The 21,119-nt window shown below is 50.1% G+C and carries 12 protein-coding genes; 8 read left to right on the top strand and 4 right to left on the bottom strand.

The annotated features are described in order from the left end of the window. The first annotated feature begins 6 nt into the window (after window positions 1-6). From CALK_RS01085 to CALK_RS01070, 4 genes are read left to right on the top strand one after another with little or no spacing between them, the layout of a single operon-like run. The gene (locus CALK_RS01085) at window positions 7-840 is read left to right on the top strand and encodes a purine-nucleoside phosphorylase (RefSeq protein WP_022635786.1); all 834 of its coding nucleotides are present in this window, start codon (window positions 7-9) and stop codon (window positions 838-840) included. After that, window positions 801-4,076, top strand: a complete 3,276-nt coding sequence (gene ileS, locus CALK_RS01080; RefSeq protein WP_022635785.1) for an isoleucine--tRNA ligase — start codon at window positions 801-803, stop codon at window positions 4,074-4,076. Before CALK_RS01085 ends, ileS begins: the two co-directional genes overlap by 40 nt. Before the next feature lie 39 nt (window positions 4,077-4,115). Then, window positions 4,116-5,309 (top strand): pyridoxal phosphate-dependent aminotransferase, encoded by a 1,194-nt coding sequence (locus CALK_RS01075; protein ID WP_022635784.1) that lies wholly within the window; start codon window positions 4,116-4,118, stop codon window positions 5,307-5,309. Window positions 5,310-5,336: 27 nt separating this feature from the next. Further along, the gene (locus CALK_RS01070; protein ID WP_022635783.1) at window positions 5,337-9,083 is read left to right on the top strand and encodes a phosphoribosylformylglycinamidine synthase; all 3,747 of its coding nucleotides are present in this window, start codon (window positions 5,337-5,339) and stop codon (window positions 9,081-9,083) included. Window positions 9,084-9,149: 66 nt separating this feature from the next. On the opposite strand, the gene CALK_RS01065 is transcribed toward CALK_RS01070, so the two are convergent. The 4 genes from CALK_RS01065 to CALK_RS01050 form a co-directional block, all read right to left on the bottom strand. After that, entirely contained in the window at window positions 9,150-10,334 is a 1,185-nt protein-coding gene (locus CALK_RS01065; protein ID WP_155851756.1) for a hypothetical protein, read from the bottom strand. A 228-nt stretch (window positions 10,335-10,562) separates the two neighbouring features. After that, window positions 10,563-12,362 (bottom strand): polysaccharide lyase, encoded by a 1,800-nt coding sequence (locus tag CALK_RS11850; protein WP_022635781.1) that lies wholly within the window; start codon window positions 12,360-12,362, stop codon window positions 10,563-10,565. Between the two features lie 142 nt (window positions 12,363-12,504). After that, on the bottom strand, window positions 12,505-13,710 hold the full coding sequence (locus tag CALK_RS11845) for a glycoside hydrolase family 16 protein (protein WP_155851755.1): 1,206 nt from the start codon (window positions 13,708-13,710) through the stop codon (window positions 12,505-12,507). A gap of 196 nt (window positions 13,711-13,906) precedes the next feature. Next, complete coding sequence (locus tag CALK_RS01050; protein ID WP_022635779.1) at window positions 13,907-14,992, bottom strand: helix-turn-helix domain-containing protein; 1,086 nt, start codon at window positions 14,990-14,992, stop codon at window positions 13,907-13,909. 781 nt (window positions 14,993-15,773) lie between these two features. Between CALK_RS01050 and dcm the strand changes: the two genes are divergently transcribed. From dcm to CALK_RS01030, 4 genes are all read left to right on the top strand, one after another. Then, complete coding sequence (gene dcm, locus CALK_RS01045; RefSeq protein ID WP_022635778.1) at window positions 15,774-17,039, top strand: DNA (cytosine-5-)-methyltransferase; 1,266 nt, start codon at window positions 15,774-15,776, stop codon at window positions 17,037-17,039. Between the two features lie 2 nt (window positions 17,040-17,041). After that, on the top strand, window positions 17,042-19,009 hold the full coding sequence (locus tag CALK_RS01040; protein ID WP_022635777.1) for a DEAD/DEAH box helicase: 1,968 nt from the start codon (window positions 17,042-17,044) through the stop codon (window positions 19,007-19,009). A gap of 73 nt (window positions 19,010-19,082) precedes the next feature. After that, the gene (locus tag CALK_RS01035; protein WP_022635776.1) at window positions 19,083-19,505 is read left to right on the top strand and encodes an EcoRII N-terminal effector-binding domain-containing protein; all 423 of its coding nucleotides are present in this window, start codon (window positions 19,083-19,085) and stop codon (window positions 19,503-19,505) included. A 14-nt stretch (window positions 19,506-19,519) separates the two neighbouring features. Beyond that, window positions 19,520-21,118 (top strand): ATP-binding protein, encoded by a 1,599-nt coding sequence (locus CALK_RS01030; protein ID WP_022635775.1) that lies wholly within the window; start codon window positions 19,520-19,522, stop codon window positions 21,116-21,118. Window position 21,119 lies beyond the last annotated feature (1 nt).

The following is a 21,119-nucleotide window of genomic DNA, read 5'->3' as shown; positions in this document are numbered from 1 at the left end:
AGATTCATGATTCTATCGCCCCCGCTCCATACCACCCTCAGATCCTATAATCTTAGAGAGGCTCTTATTCTTGGTTCGGGCTGGAACAACCTCGTACACCACATCAAGGTTGTCACCACAATTCCCTACCACGACATAGAGCCCATGCCACACTGCACAACCTCGCACCATCGGGGAAATATGCATGTGGCACAGAAGGGCAGCAAACATATCCTTATTTTTGAGGGACGCTCCCATCTCTATGAGTGCTATACCCCGCAACAGGTGGTTACTCCCGTCTATATCGCCCAAAGCCTGGGCATAGAAACCCTGCTTCTTACCAATGCATCAGGAGCATGCTGTCCCACGGTGCCACCAGGGGCGCTCTTTTTCATAGAAGACCATATTAACCTCACGGGATGTTCCCCCCTTCGCGGCACAGATAATTATAAAATCGGCCCTCGTTATCCTTCGCTCCATGAAGTATATTCTGGAGGTGTTACAGAGATACTGATCCAGGCAGGACGGGAGCTCTCCCTTCCCACACACTGCGGTGTGTATGCCGGCATTTCTGGACCGGAAACACCAACCCCGGCAGAAAACGCCATGTATCGTATGTGGGGGGCGCACACGGTTGGAATGAGCACGGTCATGGAAGCCATTGCAGCAGCCCACTGTGGCATGCGTGTGGGCGGTATTTCACTCGTGACAGATTCAGCCTGCGACAGCGCTGCTCCCGCTCTTCCCCGAGCAGCACAAAAACGGGCAAAACAAACAGAACAGAAACGAAATAAATTTATACTAAAGGTGTTGGAATTGCTATGGCACAAGGCTACTTCAAAGCGGTTGACACAAAGGTAAACTTTCCCCGGGTTGAGGAAAAAATCCTTGCCACATGGAAAAAGAATAAAACCTTCCAAAAGTCTCTGGAAAAGACCAGACAAAACGAAACAGAAGACTTTGTGTTTTATGACGGACCTCCCTTTGCAACAGGACTTCCCCATTACGGGCATCTTCTTGCGGGAACCATCAAGGATATCGTCCCCCGCTACTGGACCATGCGGGGACACCATGTAGACCGCCGCTTCGGGTGGGATACCCACGGGCTTCCCGTTGAGAATGAGATGGAAAAGGAGTTTCAGGTATCAGGAAAAAAAGAGATTGATGATATGGGACTCCACCTCTTCAACGAGGCGTGTCGCTCCATAGTCCTGCGCTACACCTCACAATGGCAGGAAGTGGTAGAACGCATGGGGCGATGGGTCGATTTTGACAACCAGTACCGCACCATGGACGCCCCCTATATGGAATCCATCTGGTGGGTCTTTAAGGAGATTTGGGGAAAGGGACTTATCTACGAAGGCTTTCGTGTACAGCCCTATTGCCCCCGCTGTACAACCCCCCTTTCAAATTTTGAAGTAAACGAGGGCTATCAGGATAAAAAAGATATCTCTATTACGGTAAAAATGCCCGTAAAAGGACAGGAAAATACCTCCATCCTCGTATGGACCACCACCCCCTGGACACTCCCCTCAAACGTCGCCCTTGCCGTGGGACCGGATATCCCCTACGTAAAGGTACAGGACGGAGATGAGTTTTTTATCCTTGCCGAAGCACGTCTTTCAGCCTATTACAAAAATGAATCGGACTATACGGTGGTGGAAACATATACGGGACGTGATCTCACCGGTCTCTCCTATACCCCCATGTTTCCCTATTTTGCTGAACGGTCGGAGAAATTTTTCCAGGTACACACCGCCGACTTTGTCTCCACCGAAGACGGCACAGGCATTGTTCATATCGCCCCCGCCTTCGGGGAAGATGACTTCCTTGTGGGAAAAGAACTCGGCCTTCCCATTGTCTGTCCCGTGGACGAAGAGGGACGATATACCGAAGAAGTATGCGACTATGCGGGACAATTTGTTCATGATGCCAATGTGCAGATTGTGGCGGACATCAAAGAAACGGGCCGCTTGGTACATAAACAAACCATTACCCACCGCTACCCCTTTTGCTATCGCTGTGATACTCCCCTTATCTATAAGGCAATCAACACCTGGTTTATGCAGATAGAACCCCTCAAACCCAATATGCACGAGAATAACTCCCGTATCCACTGGGTGCCGGGTCATTTACAGAAAGGCCGCTTTGGAAAAGGCATCGAGGGTGCACCCGACTGGAATATCGCACGAAACCGCTACTGGGGAACCCCCATACCACTCTGGCGCTGTGAATGCGGACATATAGAGTGTGTGGGCTCCCTGAAAGATCTTCACGTCCGTGCCGGAAAGGGCAATGAAGAGGCAGGTAAAACAGCACATAAAGAGGTCGTGAGCCGTATAAAAAAAGCCCTTCGGGACAAGGCACAATCCCAGCTTGAAAAATTCAATATTGACCCCGCATGGGCAGAGGCGGTGGGCTCTACGGAGATATCTGAAAACGATCTTCACTCCCATATAGTCAACGCCTTGACACTCTCCTGCCCTGAGTGTGAAAATGCCATGGAACGGACTCCCGAGGTGCTGGACTGCTGGTTTGAGTCGGGCTCCATGCCCTATGCGCAAAACCACTATCCCTTTGAAAACAAGGAGTACTTCGAGAAAAACTTCCCCGCAAATTTTATTGCCGAGGGAATTGACCAGACTCGGGGGTGGTTCTACACGCTCACGGTGCTCAGTTCGGCCCTGTTTGGCCGCGAAGCCTTTCAAAATGTAATCGTCAACGGCATTATTCTCGCCGAAGACGGCAACAAAATGTCAAAACGACTAAAAAATTACGCGCCACCCCAGGAGATTATGGATAAGGTTGGTGCCGATGCCATCCGCCTGTTTCTCATAAACTCTCCGGCGGTAAAGGCGGAAAACCTGCGTTTTTCCGAAGAGGGTGTCCGGGAGATGGCCCGTTCCATCCTTATTCCCTTTTGGAATGCCTACTCCTTTTTTGTTACCTATGCCAACATCGATTCCTGGAAACCAACATCAACCGAAGCTCCCGCCAGCGACAACGAGCTTGACCGATGGGTTATCTCCCTTCTGGCCTATGTCATCCGCGATGTAAACCGCGAAATGGAGGAGTACAATCTCTATAAGGTTGTGCCTCTCATGGTTGATTTTATTGATAATCTTACCAACTGGTACATTCGTCGATCACGTCGGCGTTTCTGGAAATCACAAAATGATGGAGATAAGGAGAATGCATACCAAACCCTCTATCATGTTTTGGTGGAGTTTTCCAAGGTCATGGCCCCCTTTCTCCCCTTCCTCACCGATGCCGTCTATGAGAATCTTGTCTGCGGCACAACCCCCGATGCGCCAGAATCGGTGCACCTCTGTGACTTCCCCCGTACGCAAGAAAAACAGGTTGACGAAGACATTATCACTCAAATGGCCTTGGTTCGTAATGCCGTGGGAATTGGTCGTCTCTTGCGCAGTCGCTACGGTATAAAAAATCGTCAGCCCCTGTCTGATATTACTGTTATCATTCGCGATGCCCATAAACGCCACCTTGTTGCAGATATGAAGCATCTTATTATGGACGAGCTGAATGTGAAAGATGTGCGGCTGGAAGAGCGTGAAGAGTCGGTTCTTCATATTTCAGCAAAACCAAATTTTAAAAAGCTCGGCCCCATTTTTGGTAAGGAAATGAAGAAGGTTGGCCCGGAAATTACCGCCTTCACCCCGGAGGATATTACCGACCTTGAAGCGGGAGCAACCCGCTCTGTTTTAGGCAGGGATATAACCTTTGAAGATATACTCCTTGTTCGAAACAAAAAAGAAGGGGTTGAGGTGGAAACCGATGGTGAAGTAACCCTTGCCTTGAATACAGAAATTACGGAGAGTCTCGCCAGGGAGGGGCTGGTGCGGGAACTGATAAACCGCATTCAAAATCATCGAAAAGAGAGCGGGTATGAGGTGTCTGACAGAATTACTCTCACCCTTTCCTGCCCCGCACCTCTACGTGATGCCATGGGTGACTTCATGGAAATAATTCAAAGTGAAACCCTCACGGAAAAACTCACCTTCGATGATGCCCGTGAAGCCCGTGAAACCTGCACCGTGGAAGAGTATTCCGTGGGAATTACGTCACAAAAAGCTTAACCGGGGCAGAGGGCTGTCCCGTTCCGTGAGAGGAGAACCATGGCTATATCAGAGAAAATCGCCGCGTATATGCAAAAAGGCTCCATGATCCGCAAGCTCTTTGAAGAGGGGGCTCGCCTCAAGGCGGACGGATCGGGGCGTCCCGTATACGATTTTTCCATCGGAAATCCCGACCTGGAACCACCGCAGGAGTTTTCCCGGGCCCTTGCCCGACACGCACAGGACACCACCCACGGACGGCATAAATACATGGCAAACACGGGCTATGAAGAAACAAGACGTGCCGTGGCAGTACAGCTGGAAAAAGAGTACAACCTCCCCTTTCATGACGAATCAATCATCATGACCGTGGGCGCCGGCGGCGGCTTAAATACTCTGTTAAAGGCGGTGGTAAACCCCGGGGAAGAGGTGCTCACGGTGGCGCCCTATTTTGTGGAGTACGGTTTTTACTGTGACAATCACGGTATCAACCTGCGCACGGTGGAATGTGACCGTGATTTCCACCTTCCCCTGGAAAAAATTGACCATGCCATCACCGAAAAAACCGGTGCGGTGATTATCAATAATCCCAACAATCCCACGGGCGTGGTCTACACCCAGGACGAGCTCAACAGGTTGGGGGAAATTCTGGCCCGTCATTCCGCCGGGAGGAAAAAGCCCCTCTATCTTATTGACGATGCGCCCTATCGTAAGCTTGTCTACGATGTACCCCACTGCAGCAGTGCCTTTGCAGCCTACGAACACACCTTCATGGTAACAAGTCACTCAAAGGATCTGGGGCTGCCGGGAGAGCGTATCGGCTATATTGCCATATCTCCCCGTACACAGGAGCCCGCCCTGATCTATCAGGCCTGTGCCTTCACCAACCGCACCCTGGGCTTTGTCAATGCACCGGCCCTGATGCAGCGTGTGGTGGCACAGATTCAGGATGTCACCATTGACCTTTCCTGGTATAAGGGCAAACGGGACCGACTCTATACAGCCCTGCGCCATATGGGCTATGAACTCCCCTATCCGGGGGGAGCCTTCTATATGTTTCCCGCTGTTCCCGCCGGGATGGATGAACAGGCCTTTGTGGATCTTCTCACGGCAAAACGGGTTCTGACCGTACCCGGATCGGCCTTTGGGAAACCGGGCTATTTTCGCCTCTCCTACTGTGTGGATGACGAAAAAATAGACGGAGCCCTCCCCTTCTTTGAAGACGCACTGCGTGAAGCACGACAAAAACAGTAACACCAACCTTTGAAATATGGAGCATTCGTGGTAAGAAGACTCTTTGTAGAAAAGAAACCGGGCTTTAATATTGCCGCCCGGCGCATGAAGGACGACCTGCGCGACCATCTCAATATATCACACCTCAGAGACCTCCGCATCCTTATCCGCTACGATGTGGAAGGTTTGAGTGAAACTGATTTCACCATGATTACCCCGGTTATCCTTTCGGAACCCCCCGTGGATACCACCGCAGACACCTTATCTCTGGATGATGACGAGCACGCCTTTGCCATTGAGTATCTCCCCGGTCAGTTTGATCAGCGGGCCGACTCTGCCGCACAGGCCATACAGATTATGACCCATGGTGAGCTGTCCCCCGTACGGTGTGCGGAAGTAATTGTCCTGAAGGGCCCCCTTTCCACTGAAGAAATTGACGCCGTAAAAACCTACCTCATCAATCCCGTGGATTCCCATGAAGCCTCCATGGATACCCCCGAAACGCTCCAGGTCACTCCCCCCGTACCCAAAAAAGTAGCTGTCCTTGAGGGGTTTATCGAAGGGGATGAGGATCGTGCCCGCGCCCTGCGGGAAGAGCTGGGCCTTGCCATGAACCGCGAAGATATCCTCCATTGTCAGGCCTATTTTCGCGATGAAGAAAAGCGAAACCCCACCATTACAGAAATAAAACTCCTTGATACGTATTGGTCTGACCACTGCCGTCATACCACCTTCATGACCCGCCTGCGGGATATTTCCATCGAAGAACACCCCCATACCGCCCCTGTTAAAAAGGCCCTTGCGGACTACCGCGCATGCCGAAAAGAGGTATATGGCGATACTCCCCGCAAGGCGGAGTGTCTCATGGATATTGCCGTGATCGCCATGAAACACCTCCGGGCACAGGGAAAACTCGCCGATCTGGAAGTAAGCAACGAGGTAAACGCCTGTTCCATAGAGGTGGAGGCAGAAACCATGGAGGGGAAAAAAGAACCCTGGCTCCTCATGTTTAAAAACGAAACCCACAATCACCCAACGGAGATAGAACCCTTCGGCGGCGCGGCAACCTGCCTCGGCGGAGCCATACGGGACCCCCTCTCGGGTCGTTCCTATGTCTATCAGGCCATGCGGGTCAGCGGAGCCGACGACCCACGCACCCCCCTGGATAAAACCCTCCCGGGGAAACTTCCCCAGAGGAAAATCTGTGTGGAAGCCGCAGAGGGCTACTCCTCCTACGGAAATCAGATTGGCCTTGCCACGGGGCTTGTGGATGAAATCTATCATTCCGGCTACCGTGCCAAGCGTATGGAAGTTGGTGCTGTTGTGGCCGGTGCCCCAAAGAAAAACGTCCTTCGCGGTGAACCTGCGCCGGGGGACTGCATTATTCTTATCGGCGGCCGTACGGGACGGGACGGATGTGGTGGAGCCACGGGGTCATCCAAGGCCCAGACCGAAGAATCGGTATCCCAAAGCGGAGCGGAAGTACAAAAGGGAAATCCCCCCACGGAACGCAAACTGCAGCGGCTCTTTCGCAACCCCGAATTCAGCACAAAAATAAAGGTATGTAACGATTTTGGTGCCGGCGGTGTGGCCGTGGCCATCGGTGAGATAGCCGAAGGCCTTATTATAGATCTTGATGCGGTTCCCACAAAGTATACCGGCCTTGACGGCACAGAGCTTGCCATATCAGAATCGCAGGAGCGCATGGCCGTCTGTATAGACCGGGCAGACCGGGAAAAAATTATCGCCCTGTCCCGGGAGGAAAACCTTGAGGCGGTCTCCGTGGCAGAGGTGACACAGGAGCGCCGGGTAATTATGCAGTGGCGGGGTGACAACATTGTCAATCTCTCCCGCGATTTCATTGATACCAACGGCGTATTGCAGAGTATGCCCGTGTCTGTGACGGCCCCCGAAGGTGAAAACCCCCTCGACGAAGCCCCTGAAGCTGTGCAAAAAGCCCACACCCTGCCGGAAAAATGGTACGCCGCCCTGGCAGACCTCAACGTCTGCAGTAAAAAGGGATTGGTGGAACGCTTTGACTCCACTATTGGAGCAGGATCCATCCTTCTGCCTTTCGGCGGAAAATACCAGGAGACCCCCACGCAGGTCATGGCGGCAAAACTCCCCATGCAGCGGGGAGACTCCCGCACGGCCTCCCTGATGTCCTATGGATTTGATCCCACCCTTTCAAGCTGGTCTCCCTTCCACGGAGCCCTCTATGCCGTGGTGGAATCGGTGGCGCGTATTGTTGCCGCCGGGGGCTCTCGAAAACGAGTCCGCCTCAGTCTGCAGGAATATTTTGAACGCCTCGGGGATGATCCCGCCATCTGGGGAAAACCCCTTGCGGCCCTCCTTGGAGCACTCCATGCCCAACGGGGCTTTGGGACAGCCGCCATCGGCGGAAAGGACTCCATGTCGGGTACCTATGAGGATATCAGCGTTCCCCCAACCCTCATCTCCTTTGCCGTTGCCCCCGCCTCCGTGGACACGATCATTTCTCCGGAACTGAAAAATCCGGGCAATTATCTCTCCCTCCTCTCTGTGCCTCTGACAGAAGAGGGTATCCCCGATTTTCCCGCCCTCTGCGCTCTCTACGATACAGTAACCGCAGCCATCGCAGATGGCACCATTGTCTCAGCCCATACCGTGGGGCCGGGAGGCATCGCTGGCGCCCTTTCAAAGATGGCCTTTGGAAATAAATTCGGTGCCAACCTTACCTCTGTCCTCGATGAAGCAAGTCTTTTCACACCGGAATACGGCGCCCTTATCTGCGAAAGCAGTGCACCCCTTACCATGGACAGCGCGTCTATTCTCGGGCAGGTACAAAAAGATTTTACCATCACCATGGCGGGCTTTTCCATTGATCTTGAAAAGGCCCACACCCTCTGGGCCACCCCCCTTGAGGATGTATACCCCACCACGGCGGGAGAGCCGGGAGAAAGTCGGGACATTTCCTATAGCCCGCCGACGATTCAGAAAAGCGGTACCACCACGGCACGACCCCGTGTTTTTATCCCCGTTTTTCCGGGGACAAACTGTGAATATGATACGGCGAGGGCCTTTGAGCGCGCCGGAGGAATACCGCAGATGCAGGTTCTCCGCAACCTCACCCGCACCGATGTGGAAGAAAGTATTTCCCGCACCGTTGAGGCCATTAAAAACGCCCAGATTCTCATGTTTCCCGGTGGCTTTTCCGCGGGGGATGAACCGGAGGGTTCGGGAAAATTTATCGCCTCCTATTTTCGCAATCCCCGTATTCAGGATGCGGTAATGGAGCTGCTCAACTCCCGTGACGGTCTTATTCTTGGTATCTGTAACGGTTTTCAGGCCCTCATAAAACTGGGGCTTTTACCCTACGGAGAAATCTGCGAACTCCGCAAAGACACCCCAACCCTCACCTTTAATACCATTGGCCGCCATGTTTCGCAGATGGTAGCCACAAAAATCAGCTCAACCCTCTCCCCGTGGTTTCATCAGGTGGCCACCGGCGATCTTCACTCAATAGCCGTATCCCACGGCGAAGGACGGTTTTTTGCCGATGAGGCATGGCGTACACGCCTGGCTGAGGCGGGGCAGATTGCCACGCAGTATGTGGACCTTCAGGGAAAACCCACGGAGGCCATGCCGCATAATCCCAACGGCTCTGTCTGGGGTATTGAGGGGATCACCTCACCGGACGGGCGGATACTGGGGAAAATGGGCCATTCCGAACGGATTGGTACGGGAGTGGGGAAAAATATTCACGGTGAGAAGGATCAAAAGATCTTTCAATCGGGAGTAAAGTACTTTCTTTAATGTATACGGGGGAGAAAGCCCTCCCCCGTCTCTCGCATCGTCTACCTATGTGATGACCACAAAGCCTTACGGGATGTGGGGAATCGTCTGAGTACTACGACGGGACTGCCCTCCTGCTGAAATACCGGAAAACACCCCCAGATATTGTCCCCGTGGCAGGACCGTATCTTCAAGTAAGAGTGTGGTTTTACCTTGCTGAAAAGAGATATTCTCATCACTCTCATACACCAATTCACCCCGCAGAGTAAAGAGCTGCACCGTTCCCCGTAGTGCCTCTGGAACCCGTACAGTCAATGCATTCGTTCCCCCATGATACGCAAGGGAGATATCCCTGCTTGGAGAATCGACAAAGTCTTCTCGAATACGATCAGTCCGTGTATCCATGAGAGAATACCTACTGAATCCGTCAACTTCAAACACAGCCGTTTCCTCTGCTATCTGCAAGGTTGTGGTTGCCCGCTCATCCTCCGGAGATTCCTCATGAGCTGCTTCTCCAAAGGAGCTTCGCCGCACCACCGCTTCGGTAAAGGGAATGTTGTGCAGAGTAACCACGGCGGATTCCTCTGCAAGAAAATCGGCCGACGCCGGATCAATCTCGACAAAGAAATCACGATTTTCGCCATCAACCTCAATATTCAACGCATCAGGAAGCCAATGAAGCTGCTCCCGGTGATCAATAATATTGATCCCCGGTGGAAAGGTAATAGACCCCATATCATCACGCACAAACACGATTGAGTCGGGAGTGTCAAACAAATGTTCCACATCGGCAAAGGATGGTGTTTCCACCACATCCCCCTCGGGAACAGCCACACCGGTTATGGCCATACCATAGTCACTTCCCGGCTCAAGAAGAGCACTGTCTATTACCGGAATAGGACCAATTGTCATATCCACAGGAGAACCGGCGATAATACGAACACCGATGACCCCTGCAGTATCAGGAAACACAACATTTCCCGAAAGGGTAAGGCTGTCTGCCTCTATGCTGCCAACCTTCTTGTTTGAAAGGAGATCAACATCGATATAATCATCCCGGGATTCAGAGAGAAACAGGACTGTCTCTATGGTAAGAGGTGCAAAATCCGGAATCTCTGCGAACCTGCTGTTGGTAATAGAAATCTCAAAGTCATCACCATCAAAGTAAACCTTATCTGCATCATCATCAAGAAAAGAAAAGGTGATTTTGCCGATCTCTGCAACAGCCATACTCAAAAGCATACAGATACACACACCTATTTTATGTTTCATGGGGCCTTTCAAAAAAACTACCCATACCTTCACCGTATCGTGTTACGCCCACCGTTGCAAGGAAAAATATGCTCTACGGGGAAGATCAGATGCCTCTTCCGGGGGAGAAACGGCAACCTTTTTTGTATCATTTCGCATACCACGATACTACGAAAACGTGAGAGGCATATACCCTGTCCGGTAAAGAAGGCTCTGCTCTCAGTATCTCTAAACTCAAGGCCCCAAAACTCAGGGAGAGACACGGAAAGAGCCCGTGCTCTGCCTCCCCTCCGTTTCAACACGATATACATACACTCCCTTTGCAGGAAGAGAAAGCTCCACGGGCGTAACACCCTGTGCAGAAAAGCTGGTAAGGGCTTTCCCGGCAGGATCATACAGGTGTACCTTTGCCTCAGCACTCCCAAAATGAGTAAAGGACAAAACCATCCCCTGTGCCCTTAGGGAGTAGTCTGGCCGAGAGAGTGGGCGGGAAGAATCTACGACGGAATGAAGACGTACGGGCTCATCCAACTCTCTCGAATATCCCGTGCCTACCTGACTGATACGTGCTGCATAATCGGAGTCTGCTCCGATACCATAGTGAGACATCGCCAGGGAGTAGCCACGATAGGGATACGCTCCGCCAATCTGCTCATCATCAATCCACACCGAGTAGGTCATTTCATCATAATTCATGCGAAAACTCACGGTAATACTGTCATCCTCAAGAACCACCCCATGGGCCGTGTCATATTCCCGTGTGTCCCCGTTGAGAGCTGCGGCAAGACCATCCTGTATCCGCAGTGAACCAAAGAGATGCCACTCTCCGTCAACATCTTCCCGTATAGCCGGGCCGACATAGACGGTTGACCCCGTATCAAGAATGGTAACACGCATATTAAGATATTTTTCCGAATCAGCAAGGGTATCCTGAAAGTCTACCCCCTGCCACTGTGTGGATGCAATGGCATCAAGGGAGTCTAGGGCGTAGAGGGTGGTGGTCTCACGGGATGTTTGCCCAAGGGAGTCTGTGACCTGCGCAGCCAAGGTGTAGATTCCCGGCGCGGTAATCTTTTTTGTATCAACGGCTGAATCAGAGACGACACCATCACTGCCGAATTCCAGGCGGTATGAAAGATCCCGTCCAAGGCTCATACGACTGTCAATACCCACTGCAAAGGGAACAACCCCCGTGGTGTGACTGGTGGAAAAAAGGGCCTGTGGTTTGGGGGTTGCCTGATCCTGTGAAACCAGAAATGAGCCGTATTCAGCGTACACATCGTAGGGGGGTGCCCAGTCCTGGGAACTTCCGCCAAAGAAAGTGGAAATATAGAAGACATCAATGGCAAGCTCTTCAATATCACGAAAGGTTAGATCTTCACGTACAAGGGACAGTTCACCGTCAAACCATGAGTATATTGACCCATCTGACTCACCGGGGGTGTTCATGATAATTCGGGTTACCACGGTGTGCCATTTTTCAGGCTCAAAGCGTTTTTGCGGCAGGACATAATTCCAGGGAAAATCAGCCGCCCGGTGATCGGGCAGATAGACATATTGCACTCCATCCCCCTCTGAGCGCCACATGATACGAGCGCTCCATCCATTGGTCCCATCAGGTGTCTGACCACCGGTGATACAGTCCCCTCCGCACAGGCCGGGAAGCTTTCCGCCCCGCACAAAGTCAAAGCCCTCTTCAAAACGTACCGTATACACTGCCCATGCCGTATCAACGGTCTCTGAAAGAACTGCCTTTATCTGAATTCCGTTTTCGTGGGGGCCAAAGGTGTTTCCGGGATAGACCATACGTAAGGCCTGTTCACCCTCTTGGGCCCCTTGGACAATCTCACCACGCCCCTGTTCCATGCCCATATACCACTGCGCATTGGGAAAATCAGCCTCAGCCATGGCCTGGGTATAGGGCCCGGGAGAATGGTCGTTAAAATCTACAAAGAGAAGTGGTTCTGATGCTCCCAGGGCAAGGACAGAGAAAAAAAGAGCGACCCGTACACGGGATGAGAATATAACACTGTTCCATGGATAGTTCATAGACACGCCTCCGAAGATGGGAAAAAGTATATAACAAGTATACCCCAGCTACACCGAAACCGCACAGAAAAAAACAGTTCTCTTTAAAAAAGGGGAAACGAATACCCCGTTCCCCCCGTGTACCAAAAGATTCCGAGCGCTATTACGGTCGTGGAACAATGCGCCGATACTCTTGTCTTCCCGTAGAAGAGGTGATACCAAGAATAACCGGCCCCGTAAATCGAGGCAGCTGCCACGCTCGATCTCCCACGCTATAGGCAGCCAAACGAGCACCGGCAAGATCATACAGGACAACGTGATGTACACCTTTTTCAGCAAAATGGAGAACACCTCCTTCTGCACCATGTTCTACCCGTACGAGGGAAGAAGCGGAGTGCCCACCTTCATGAACGATCGCCCCTGTCTCATCATCCAGGGGGTCATAGCTCACCCAATCAAACTCAACACTGAAGGTGTCTGCCTGCGGTGCCTCCGTGGAGTGGGGATTGGTAATTACCGACCAACTGTCTGTATGCCAGATATTGAGCATGAGCCGGGCCGGTTTCTGGGTGATGCGCTCCTGGGGCCCCTGATAATCCCAGAGGACCACCGTATCCTTTGTTTCCGGATGCAGTATCCACCAGCGAATTCGATCGGGCTCCCAGTCAAATCCGTAGGTATAAAAGCGATCCGCAGCGTTGAAATTTTCTATGGCCGGAATGGTTTCAGGATAATTTTCCGCCCCGTGCAGATCTACCCCATCGCTGCCGAGACGTTCCCGATAGGTGGTGGAATAGATATGCCCTTCGGCAAGATTGAGAATACGGGAAACCTGGCGGGTCTCCCCCGTGGGGCCGTGATAATCCGTATACGCGGAAAGATAGAGCACCTCCGGATCTGCGATAAGCCATTCAAAATCTATCTCACTGTTATCGTAGAGACCCGTCCCTGTCCAGTCATTCTCCATATCCTCCGCCCATTCATCATTATAGAAGGTGTAAAACCCCACCACACCGCCAACGTTGGGCTGATCATCCGTATGGGGGATACGTACCCGCGTAGCGTAGGTACCAAATTGCGTAAACCCCGTATTCATATTGGGCCCCTGCCACGCACCGGGGGCATCCTCTGAGTCCATGGTAAGGGCAAGGGTTCGTGTTCCCTCCTCACGGGCAGACTCAACACCGGCATACCAGGTAAAATCAGCCTGATTTCCCCCGGATCCGTAGCTGAAATATTCCACATTCTTTGTGGGTTCAGGAGCGTCAAACTCCGCCATGAATCCGTCAATAAGATTCACGGGGACATCATCTCCCAGAAGAGATCCTCCACACAGCACCACTGCCAACAACACCATACATTTTTTCATAACTGCCTCCATATTTTTAGTATACCCTACCTGCATATATTCTGCAAGGCGGGACATTTCCCGTCTCACAGAAAGAATACACCGGCATGGCACAATAAATCCTTCCAATACTGAAAAAACGGCACAGGCATGTTTTTTTCTGAAGACAGCAGCTTTTGTATAAAAATGCAAATATTCCCGGGAAAAAAAGCAGACCTCAGGATGAGTTTTTTTGCCGATACTCCCGGGGGGAACACCCATGGAAGCGACGAAATATTTTTGTAAAGGTGGTGGGATGGCGATATCCCGTATAGAGGGCTATTTCATTGATCTGCCGGTCAGTCTCACGGAGCAAACGCGCCGCTTCCTCTATGCGAAGGGTGTCAAGATACTCCTTAAAACCCATGCCCCGCCCCTTTTGCAGTACCGTGCGAATCCTTTTTTCAGAAAGCCCCGTTTCCCCGATAGCCCTCTGTAAAGACATGTCAAGGCGGGAATACTCCCGTCCCAGATATTCTTCGATAATACCCAGGTCCTCCGCCAGCTGAGAAGACACATCCAGGGGGGTATAGGAGAGCACGCTTTTTTTTCTGTGGCGGGAAACAAGCAGGGGGAGAATAAGGAGTGCCGATACCCCCCACCAGAGAAGATATCCATGAAAGGATCGGTAAAAACGGATCTTTTCTATGTGCAGGCGCATGGGAGCATTGCGGGGAGTCTGTGGATGACTTTGAAAACGGATCTGTCGTACCCGTCCAAGGCTTTCACGATTTCTGTTTTGGGGGATGCGGTTTTCCTGAAACCACCATACGGGGGTCCGCAGATCTGAAAGGGAAAGATCAATTTCTACGGAAACATCGCTGATATCCTCCTGAAAAAGCCGCCATGTCAAGGCTGCATCGGAAGTGGAAAACCCCTCCACCATGGTAGCACAAAGAAGGGTAAAGGGGGCGCTCATCTCCGGATTCACATGTATGCGCACCCGATCATATCGGGTAAGGTCCCAGAAAGAGGTATCGGGCCTACTCAGGGCAATACCCGCATAGGGAAACTGGCGCTCTTCACCGATGCGATAGAGCATTCCAAGATATCCCGGGTTTTTCTGTATATCCAGCACTGCAGAGCTCCCCTCTGCATAGTCGTCACTATCGGCATAGGATTCTATCTCAAGGGGTGTTACACCGGGAATTATTTCCAGTGGATGGACAAAAAAATGCACCGTGGAAATCACGGCCATAAGGATACCCGCAATGGCCAAAAACCGGGCATAGGTTTTATTTTGTAGAAAGTTTTTCTTAATCATAATACCCCTTGCAACCTGCCGTACGGTATCCCCCTACTCCCCTTTCGGGAAAGATGTATATCATAATATAGTATAGAATTGGTGAAAAAACAGCCCTGCCGGAAGAAAAAAACTCCCATGCTTTTTTTGGGGCAACACAGGGGGGCATGATCCTATGACACATGCTGTGGAGTTTTGTCTCTCTGTGGTGCCCCCGATACAGAAGTCATCCGCACCGCACAATCTCTTCCATTTTCTATGGGCAGATCCTTCAGACTCCGCCTCGTGGATACACGAGAGCATCATGTTACGCTCTGACCCCCTCTCGTCGCAACACAGGCACTCCGGCAGCCCTTTGAAATAGATGTTTTGTATTGATGTGAATAAAATTTTGAGAAAATCCCCCTGGTGTGTGAACAAATGTATATTGATTTTACTTGAAAATGAAAGAATACATGCAAAACAAGGGAGTTGCGTGTTACGATCACACAAAAGACAAAATGCGTTGGATGGGATTTTTATGATAATAACAGAAGTGTACAATACCTTCCATATATGGAGTTATCATACACCGTGGTGTATGATAACCACAGATTTTGGTGGGTATCATATACCTTGTAATATAAGGATAAAGGAAAAATAACACTACCATGGTGGTGCTATCTACTAGGACGTTGTATGAAATGCTTGGGAGGCTACCAGCTACCATGAAAGAAACATGTGCGAAGAGAATGAAGAAAAAAACTTGCCCATTAAGAATGCCCAACGTCCATGTTGAGCAGATAAAAGGAAATAAACAAAAATGAAGCATAGCCTTGCAATTGAAAAGTCAATAACTGCACTAGAAGAGTTCGCGGAAGACAAAGAATTAAGAGCGGCCTTAACGCATTGGTTGCAAAACCCTGAGAAATTACCACCTCTTTTTAATAAATATCATAAACAGATTGTTATTTCAGAGCTAATTGATGGTTATAGTGCTCCCAATAAATTCAAATCCAAATTATCAGTAGCGGAAGATGAAGAACCTTACCAACTTAAATTGCCCATTGTCTGGGATGATCTTCCTTATCCACCGCCTGAAAAATGGAATTTTACATTTATTGATCTCTTTGCCGGTATAGGTGGTTTTCGGCAAGCGTTTCAAAGTGTAGGTGGTAAATGTGTGTTCACGAGTGAATGGGATAAATACGCAAAAAAGACTTATGAAGCTAATTATGGCGAAACTCCATACGGTGACATTCGAAAAATAAATAAATCAGATATCCCTGATCACGATGTGCTTTGTGCCGGTTTTCCCTGTCAGCCGTTTTCTCTGGCAGGTGTTTCGAAGAAGAACTCGCTTGGACGTAAGCATGGATTTGAGGATGAAACCCAAGGAACGCTGTTCTTTGAAATTAAAGAGATTCTTCGTATCAAACGACCGAAGGCATTTATCCTAGAAAACGTGAAGAACCTGCTCTCACATAACAAAGGTGAAACATTTGAAGTAATCCGGCATGCGCTGGAAGAAAACCTTGGGTATGTAATCAACTGGAAAGTGGTTGACGGAGCAAATTGGGTCCCACAACACCGCGAAAGAATCTTCATTGTTGGATATGACCCCAAACAGATAAAGATAGAGAAGGAGGAGATTGTCATTCCTATAGCACCTGGAGCTGAATACAGCTATCCGACCCTACCTTCGATTATTCACAAAAAACTTGCTGGATACACTCTCGGTCCGGGCACATGGGATACCCTAGAGCGTCACAAAGCAAACCACGCCGCTAAAGGAAATGGATTTGGCTATGGTATTCATCGCTTTCCAATCGCCGATGATACTGTTACCAGGACAATCTCCGCTAGGTACCATAAGGATGGGGCTGAGATTCTGATTGCTCAAAAGGGCGACCGCCCAAGACGACTATCTGTGGAAGAAGCAATGCAGCTCCAAGGATATGATCCTGAACACTTTGTGTTCCCGGTCTCCAAGACCCAGGCGTACAAACAGATCGGCAATAGCGTAGTTGTTCCGGCCATCCGCTCTGCAGCTAAAGAAATAGCCAAAATATTTAAAGAAAGAGGCTGATCATGGGGGATCTGCGGGAACACACAGAAGATTTCTTCAAAACCTGGGTGCTTTCAGATGGAGTCGTGGCCATACAGCTTACGAAAAAACAGTATTCTGTTAGCGCCGCAGACATTGTACGTGTTGAATTCAAGGGGTATCAGAGGGCTGCCGGTGTGGTGGTGGATGCAAAACCGTCAGATCACTTGCCTGTTCTTCGCTTTAACCGTTTCCCATGTGAATTGAGAATAAAGCTCCTGATGCCGACCAGCCCGTTGCAGCGGCCGGCAGTGGAACTGTGTGCTTCTTCAAGTGGCCGTTCCTTTTCCATTGAACAGGTTCCTTACTCAGACCAGATCATCGTTGGCACCAACAGCTGGTATCCACTTATTCCTGAAAACATTCAAGACATCCGCTCAATCCTGAATGAAATCAAGGCCGATGGTTCAGGACCAGTTACTCTTAGGCAGGCTCTGGAACTCACGAAGATGGATTCATCATTGGTTTCTGTTGAAACTGCATCAGAACTTCCAAATGACTGCAGAATATCCGATGGTGGATGCGATCAGGCACTTGAGCTCCTTTCATGTAACGGCTTCCAGGCCGACTTGTACCCCTACCAGAAAAATGGTTTTTCCTGGCTAAAGAGTATTTCTGAAGAAGGGCTTGGATGTGTTCTGGCTGATGAAATGGGCTTGGGTAAAACTCTTCAGGTCATTGCTGTTCTGAGTTATTTCAAGGTTGACTGGAATCAACCTGCACTGATTATTGCTCCGGCCACGCTTCTTGAAAACTGGCGAAGGGAGTTTGCTCGATTCTCTCCCGGAATGACGGTTTATGTCCATTCAGGCAACGAACGTACCGGCTTCCCTTCACAACTGAAGAAGTATGATATTGTTGTGTGTTCATACGACACAGCTGTCAGGGACCAGGGACTATTTGGCATGATAGAGTGGGGATTTGTCGTTTTGGATGAAGCCCAAGCGATCAAAAACCCAGAAACACGCCGGGCTATAGCTGCCAAGGGACTGAAAAGACGGGTCGCTATTGCTGTTACAGGGACTCCCGTTGAGAACAAACTGGCGGATCTCTGGTCCATCATGGACTTCTCCTGCCCGGGCCTGTTAGGTTCCCGCGAGGCATTTGACCACATCTATGGTGATGACTATCAAAGCGCGGAGAAGCTTGAAACCGTCGTCTCCCCACTCATGCTCCGACGCAGAGTTGCTGATGTGGCCACTGATCTTCCAGAGAAGATCATTATACCGCAGCCGGTCAATATGAGTGACGCCGAGATAGGGCAATACGATCTCATAAGACAACAGGTCGCTGACGAATATGGAAAGTCTGCCACTCTGATCTCCCTGTTGCGCCTGCGTCAGTTCTGCACTCATCCGATTCTCTTGGAGGATGAAACGAATGATGCACACATATCTCCAATGCAGAGCTCGAAATTCTGTCGTTTGCTCGAAATCCTTGAAGAAATAGTTCTAAACAAAGAAAAGGCTATCATCTTTACTTCGTTCATTGCCATGTCTGATCTGTTGACCAGTGAGTTGCCAATGCGCTTCTCCATTCCATCTTGGCAAATTGATGGAAGAACACCTGTAGTAGAAAGGCAGGAAGTGGTCGATACATTTTCTGCTGTTGCCGGTTCTGCTGTGCTGATTTTGAATCCAAGGGCTGCGGGAACAGGGCTGAACATAACTGCTGCCAACCATGTGATTCACTATACACTTGAATGGAATCCGGCAGTCGAGGACCAAGCAACTGCACGTGCTTTTCGGCGGGGCCAAATCCTGCCTGTTACTGTCCACCGTCTTTTCTATCCAGATACAGTGGAAGAAGTCATTAACGATCGTCTGGATCGGAAACGCCAACTTGCGGAGGTAGCTGTAGTCGGTACCGAAGCTCCGGAGGTGGAAACCGCAGATATTGCAAGGGCACTTCAGCTATCACCAATCAATACGCCGAAAGGAGTGAAACAGTGATCAACTCAAGTTTTCCAGACACGCAACGTCCCTCTGAAGTTGCCCCATCAGGATATTCTGAATGGAGAGTCCAATGATAACAAGAACAAATGCTATTGAAAAAATGCTGAGTCGCAATGATACAGGTGAAACAGGTGGTCATCAGGCTGGCATTCTCATCCCTAAAAAGCCAGAGATCCTGTCCTTTTTTCCTGAACTGAATAATGAGGAGAAGAATCCAAGGTTCCTTATTGCCTTCCATGATCACATGGGTGAACAGTGGTCATTCTCCTTCATCTACTATAACAACAAGTTTTTTGGTGGTACCCGGAACGAATATCGTCTGACCGGCATGACTAGGTATATGAGTGCATACAATCTTAAGTCGGGGGATACACTCACTCTGTCTAGGGATGTAAATGGCTTTTACTCGGTGAAATATCAGAAAGACGGAGTTAAAAAAATTGGCTCTGGTCCGCTGAAGCTCAGTAATTCATGGAAAGTTGTTAAAATATAGAACGGGAGAAGAATATGTCGCGAAAACAAACACTGCCTCCAAATCCGGCTCGCCTTATAGAAGGACTTAGGGATACCGGATATGACTTCAACACTGCGCTTGCTGATATTGTGGACAACTCTGTTGACGCCGGTGCAACAAAAATCGATATCAGGATCAACATGGACCCCGATGGAGATATTCTTGTTTCTGTTGCCGACGATGGCTGCGGGATGGATGAGCAGGCTCTCTTAAACGGAATGACATATGGGGCGCAGGGACTTGTTGATCCGAAGCGCTTGGGAAAATTCGGTCTTGGCCTGAAGACAGCATCCACCGCATTTTGCCGAAGGCTCTCGGTTATCACACGCAGTTCAGGTGAAAACAGTTTGGTGAAGGCAACATGGGATCTTGATCATGTGGTCAATGCTTCAGAATGGGAACTCCTTCTTGATGTTCCTATAGAATTTGAAGAGGATCTGCTTAACGAAGTTGCCCCAAGTTCATCAGGCACACTTGTCATGTGGGACAAAGTCGACCGGATGATGAAAAACTACTCTGAGCCGGGTGGCAAGCATGCTCGTAATGCATTGGACAGGGTTGTGACCGGATTCAGAGATCATGCAGCCATGGTTTATCAACGTTTCCTGAATGTTACTGATGAACGTTCGCGAAATATCAAAATAATTCTGAATGGACAGACAGTTGCTCCTTGGGACCCATTTTGCGAGGATGAAGGTGATACCGAGCTTGTTGCAGAAAAAAAGCTCGAAGCCGAACTTCCTGACGGCAGTCCGGTTGAATTCTCTATCCGTGCTTTTGTCCTCCCGCGACGGGAATACTTCTCATCTCAGGAAGCAGCTAAACGTGCACGCCTTACAAATAACATGCAGGGCATTTATATCTATCGGGAAAACCGCCTTATTCATCCTGCAGATTGGCTGGGCATGTTTACAAAAGAACCTCACTTGTCGCTTCTCAGAGTTGAGTTCTCGTTTACCCACGAGTCAGATGAAGCATTCCAAGTTGATATAAAAAAATCCCGGATTTTGTTGAATGAAGAATTGTATAACTGGGTTCTGAACGAGTTTCTTCCAGCACCGAGAAATGCGGCCAACGAGCGTTACAGACGTGGGCAGCGCAAGAAAGTTAGCGATGAAGCCAAAGACGCCCATGAAGGCTCTAATCGCTCCATTTCAAGCAAAGAGCAAGATCTACGTAACGCAGAAGTCACTGTTGTCGATTCTGCTGCCGGTGATGTGGAAGTTAAGAACAAATCCGGCACAGTCCGCCTGAAATTAAAAGTGAGCGAATCCACGGCTCCCAGGCAGGTTTGTGTGCAACCGGCAGATAGTATTGACGACGGAATCCTGTGGGCTCCGGCAATTATTGACGGCCATCATGCAGTAAGGGTAAACACCGGCCATCCCTATTACCACAAGGTCTATGTTCCCAACTTGGCATCTGATGTGACTATTCAAGGAATGGACTCCCTGCTTTGGGCTTTGGTCGAAGCAGAGCTTGGAACAATCAACGAAGCCACGAAAAACCATTTTGAGGAATTGCGCTTCGAAGTATCGCGCCTGTTAAGAAAACTGGTTGAGGATCTTCCTGAACCTGATCTGGAAGATTGAT

The organism is Chitinivibrio alkaliphilus ACht1 (genome assembly GCF_000474745.1).
Taxonomy (GTDB): Bacteria; Fibrobacterota; Chitinivibrionia; order Chitinivibrionales; family Chitinivibrionaceae; genus Chitinivibrio; species Chitinivibrio alkaliphilus.
The sequence above is the reverse complement of the archived record's forward strand: the minus strand, read 5'-3'. Positions and strand labels throughout refer to the sequence as shown.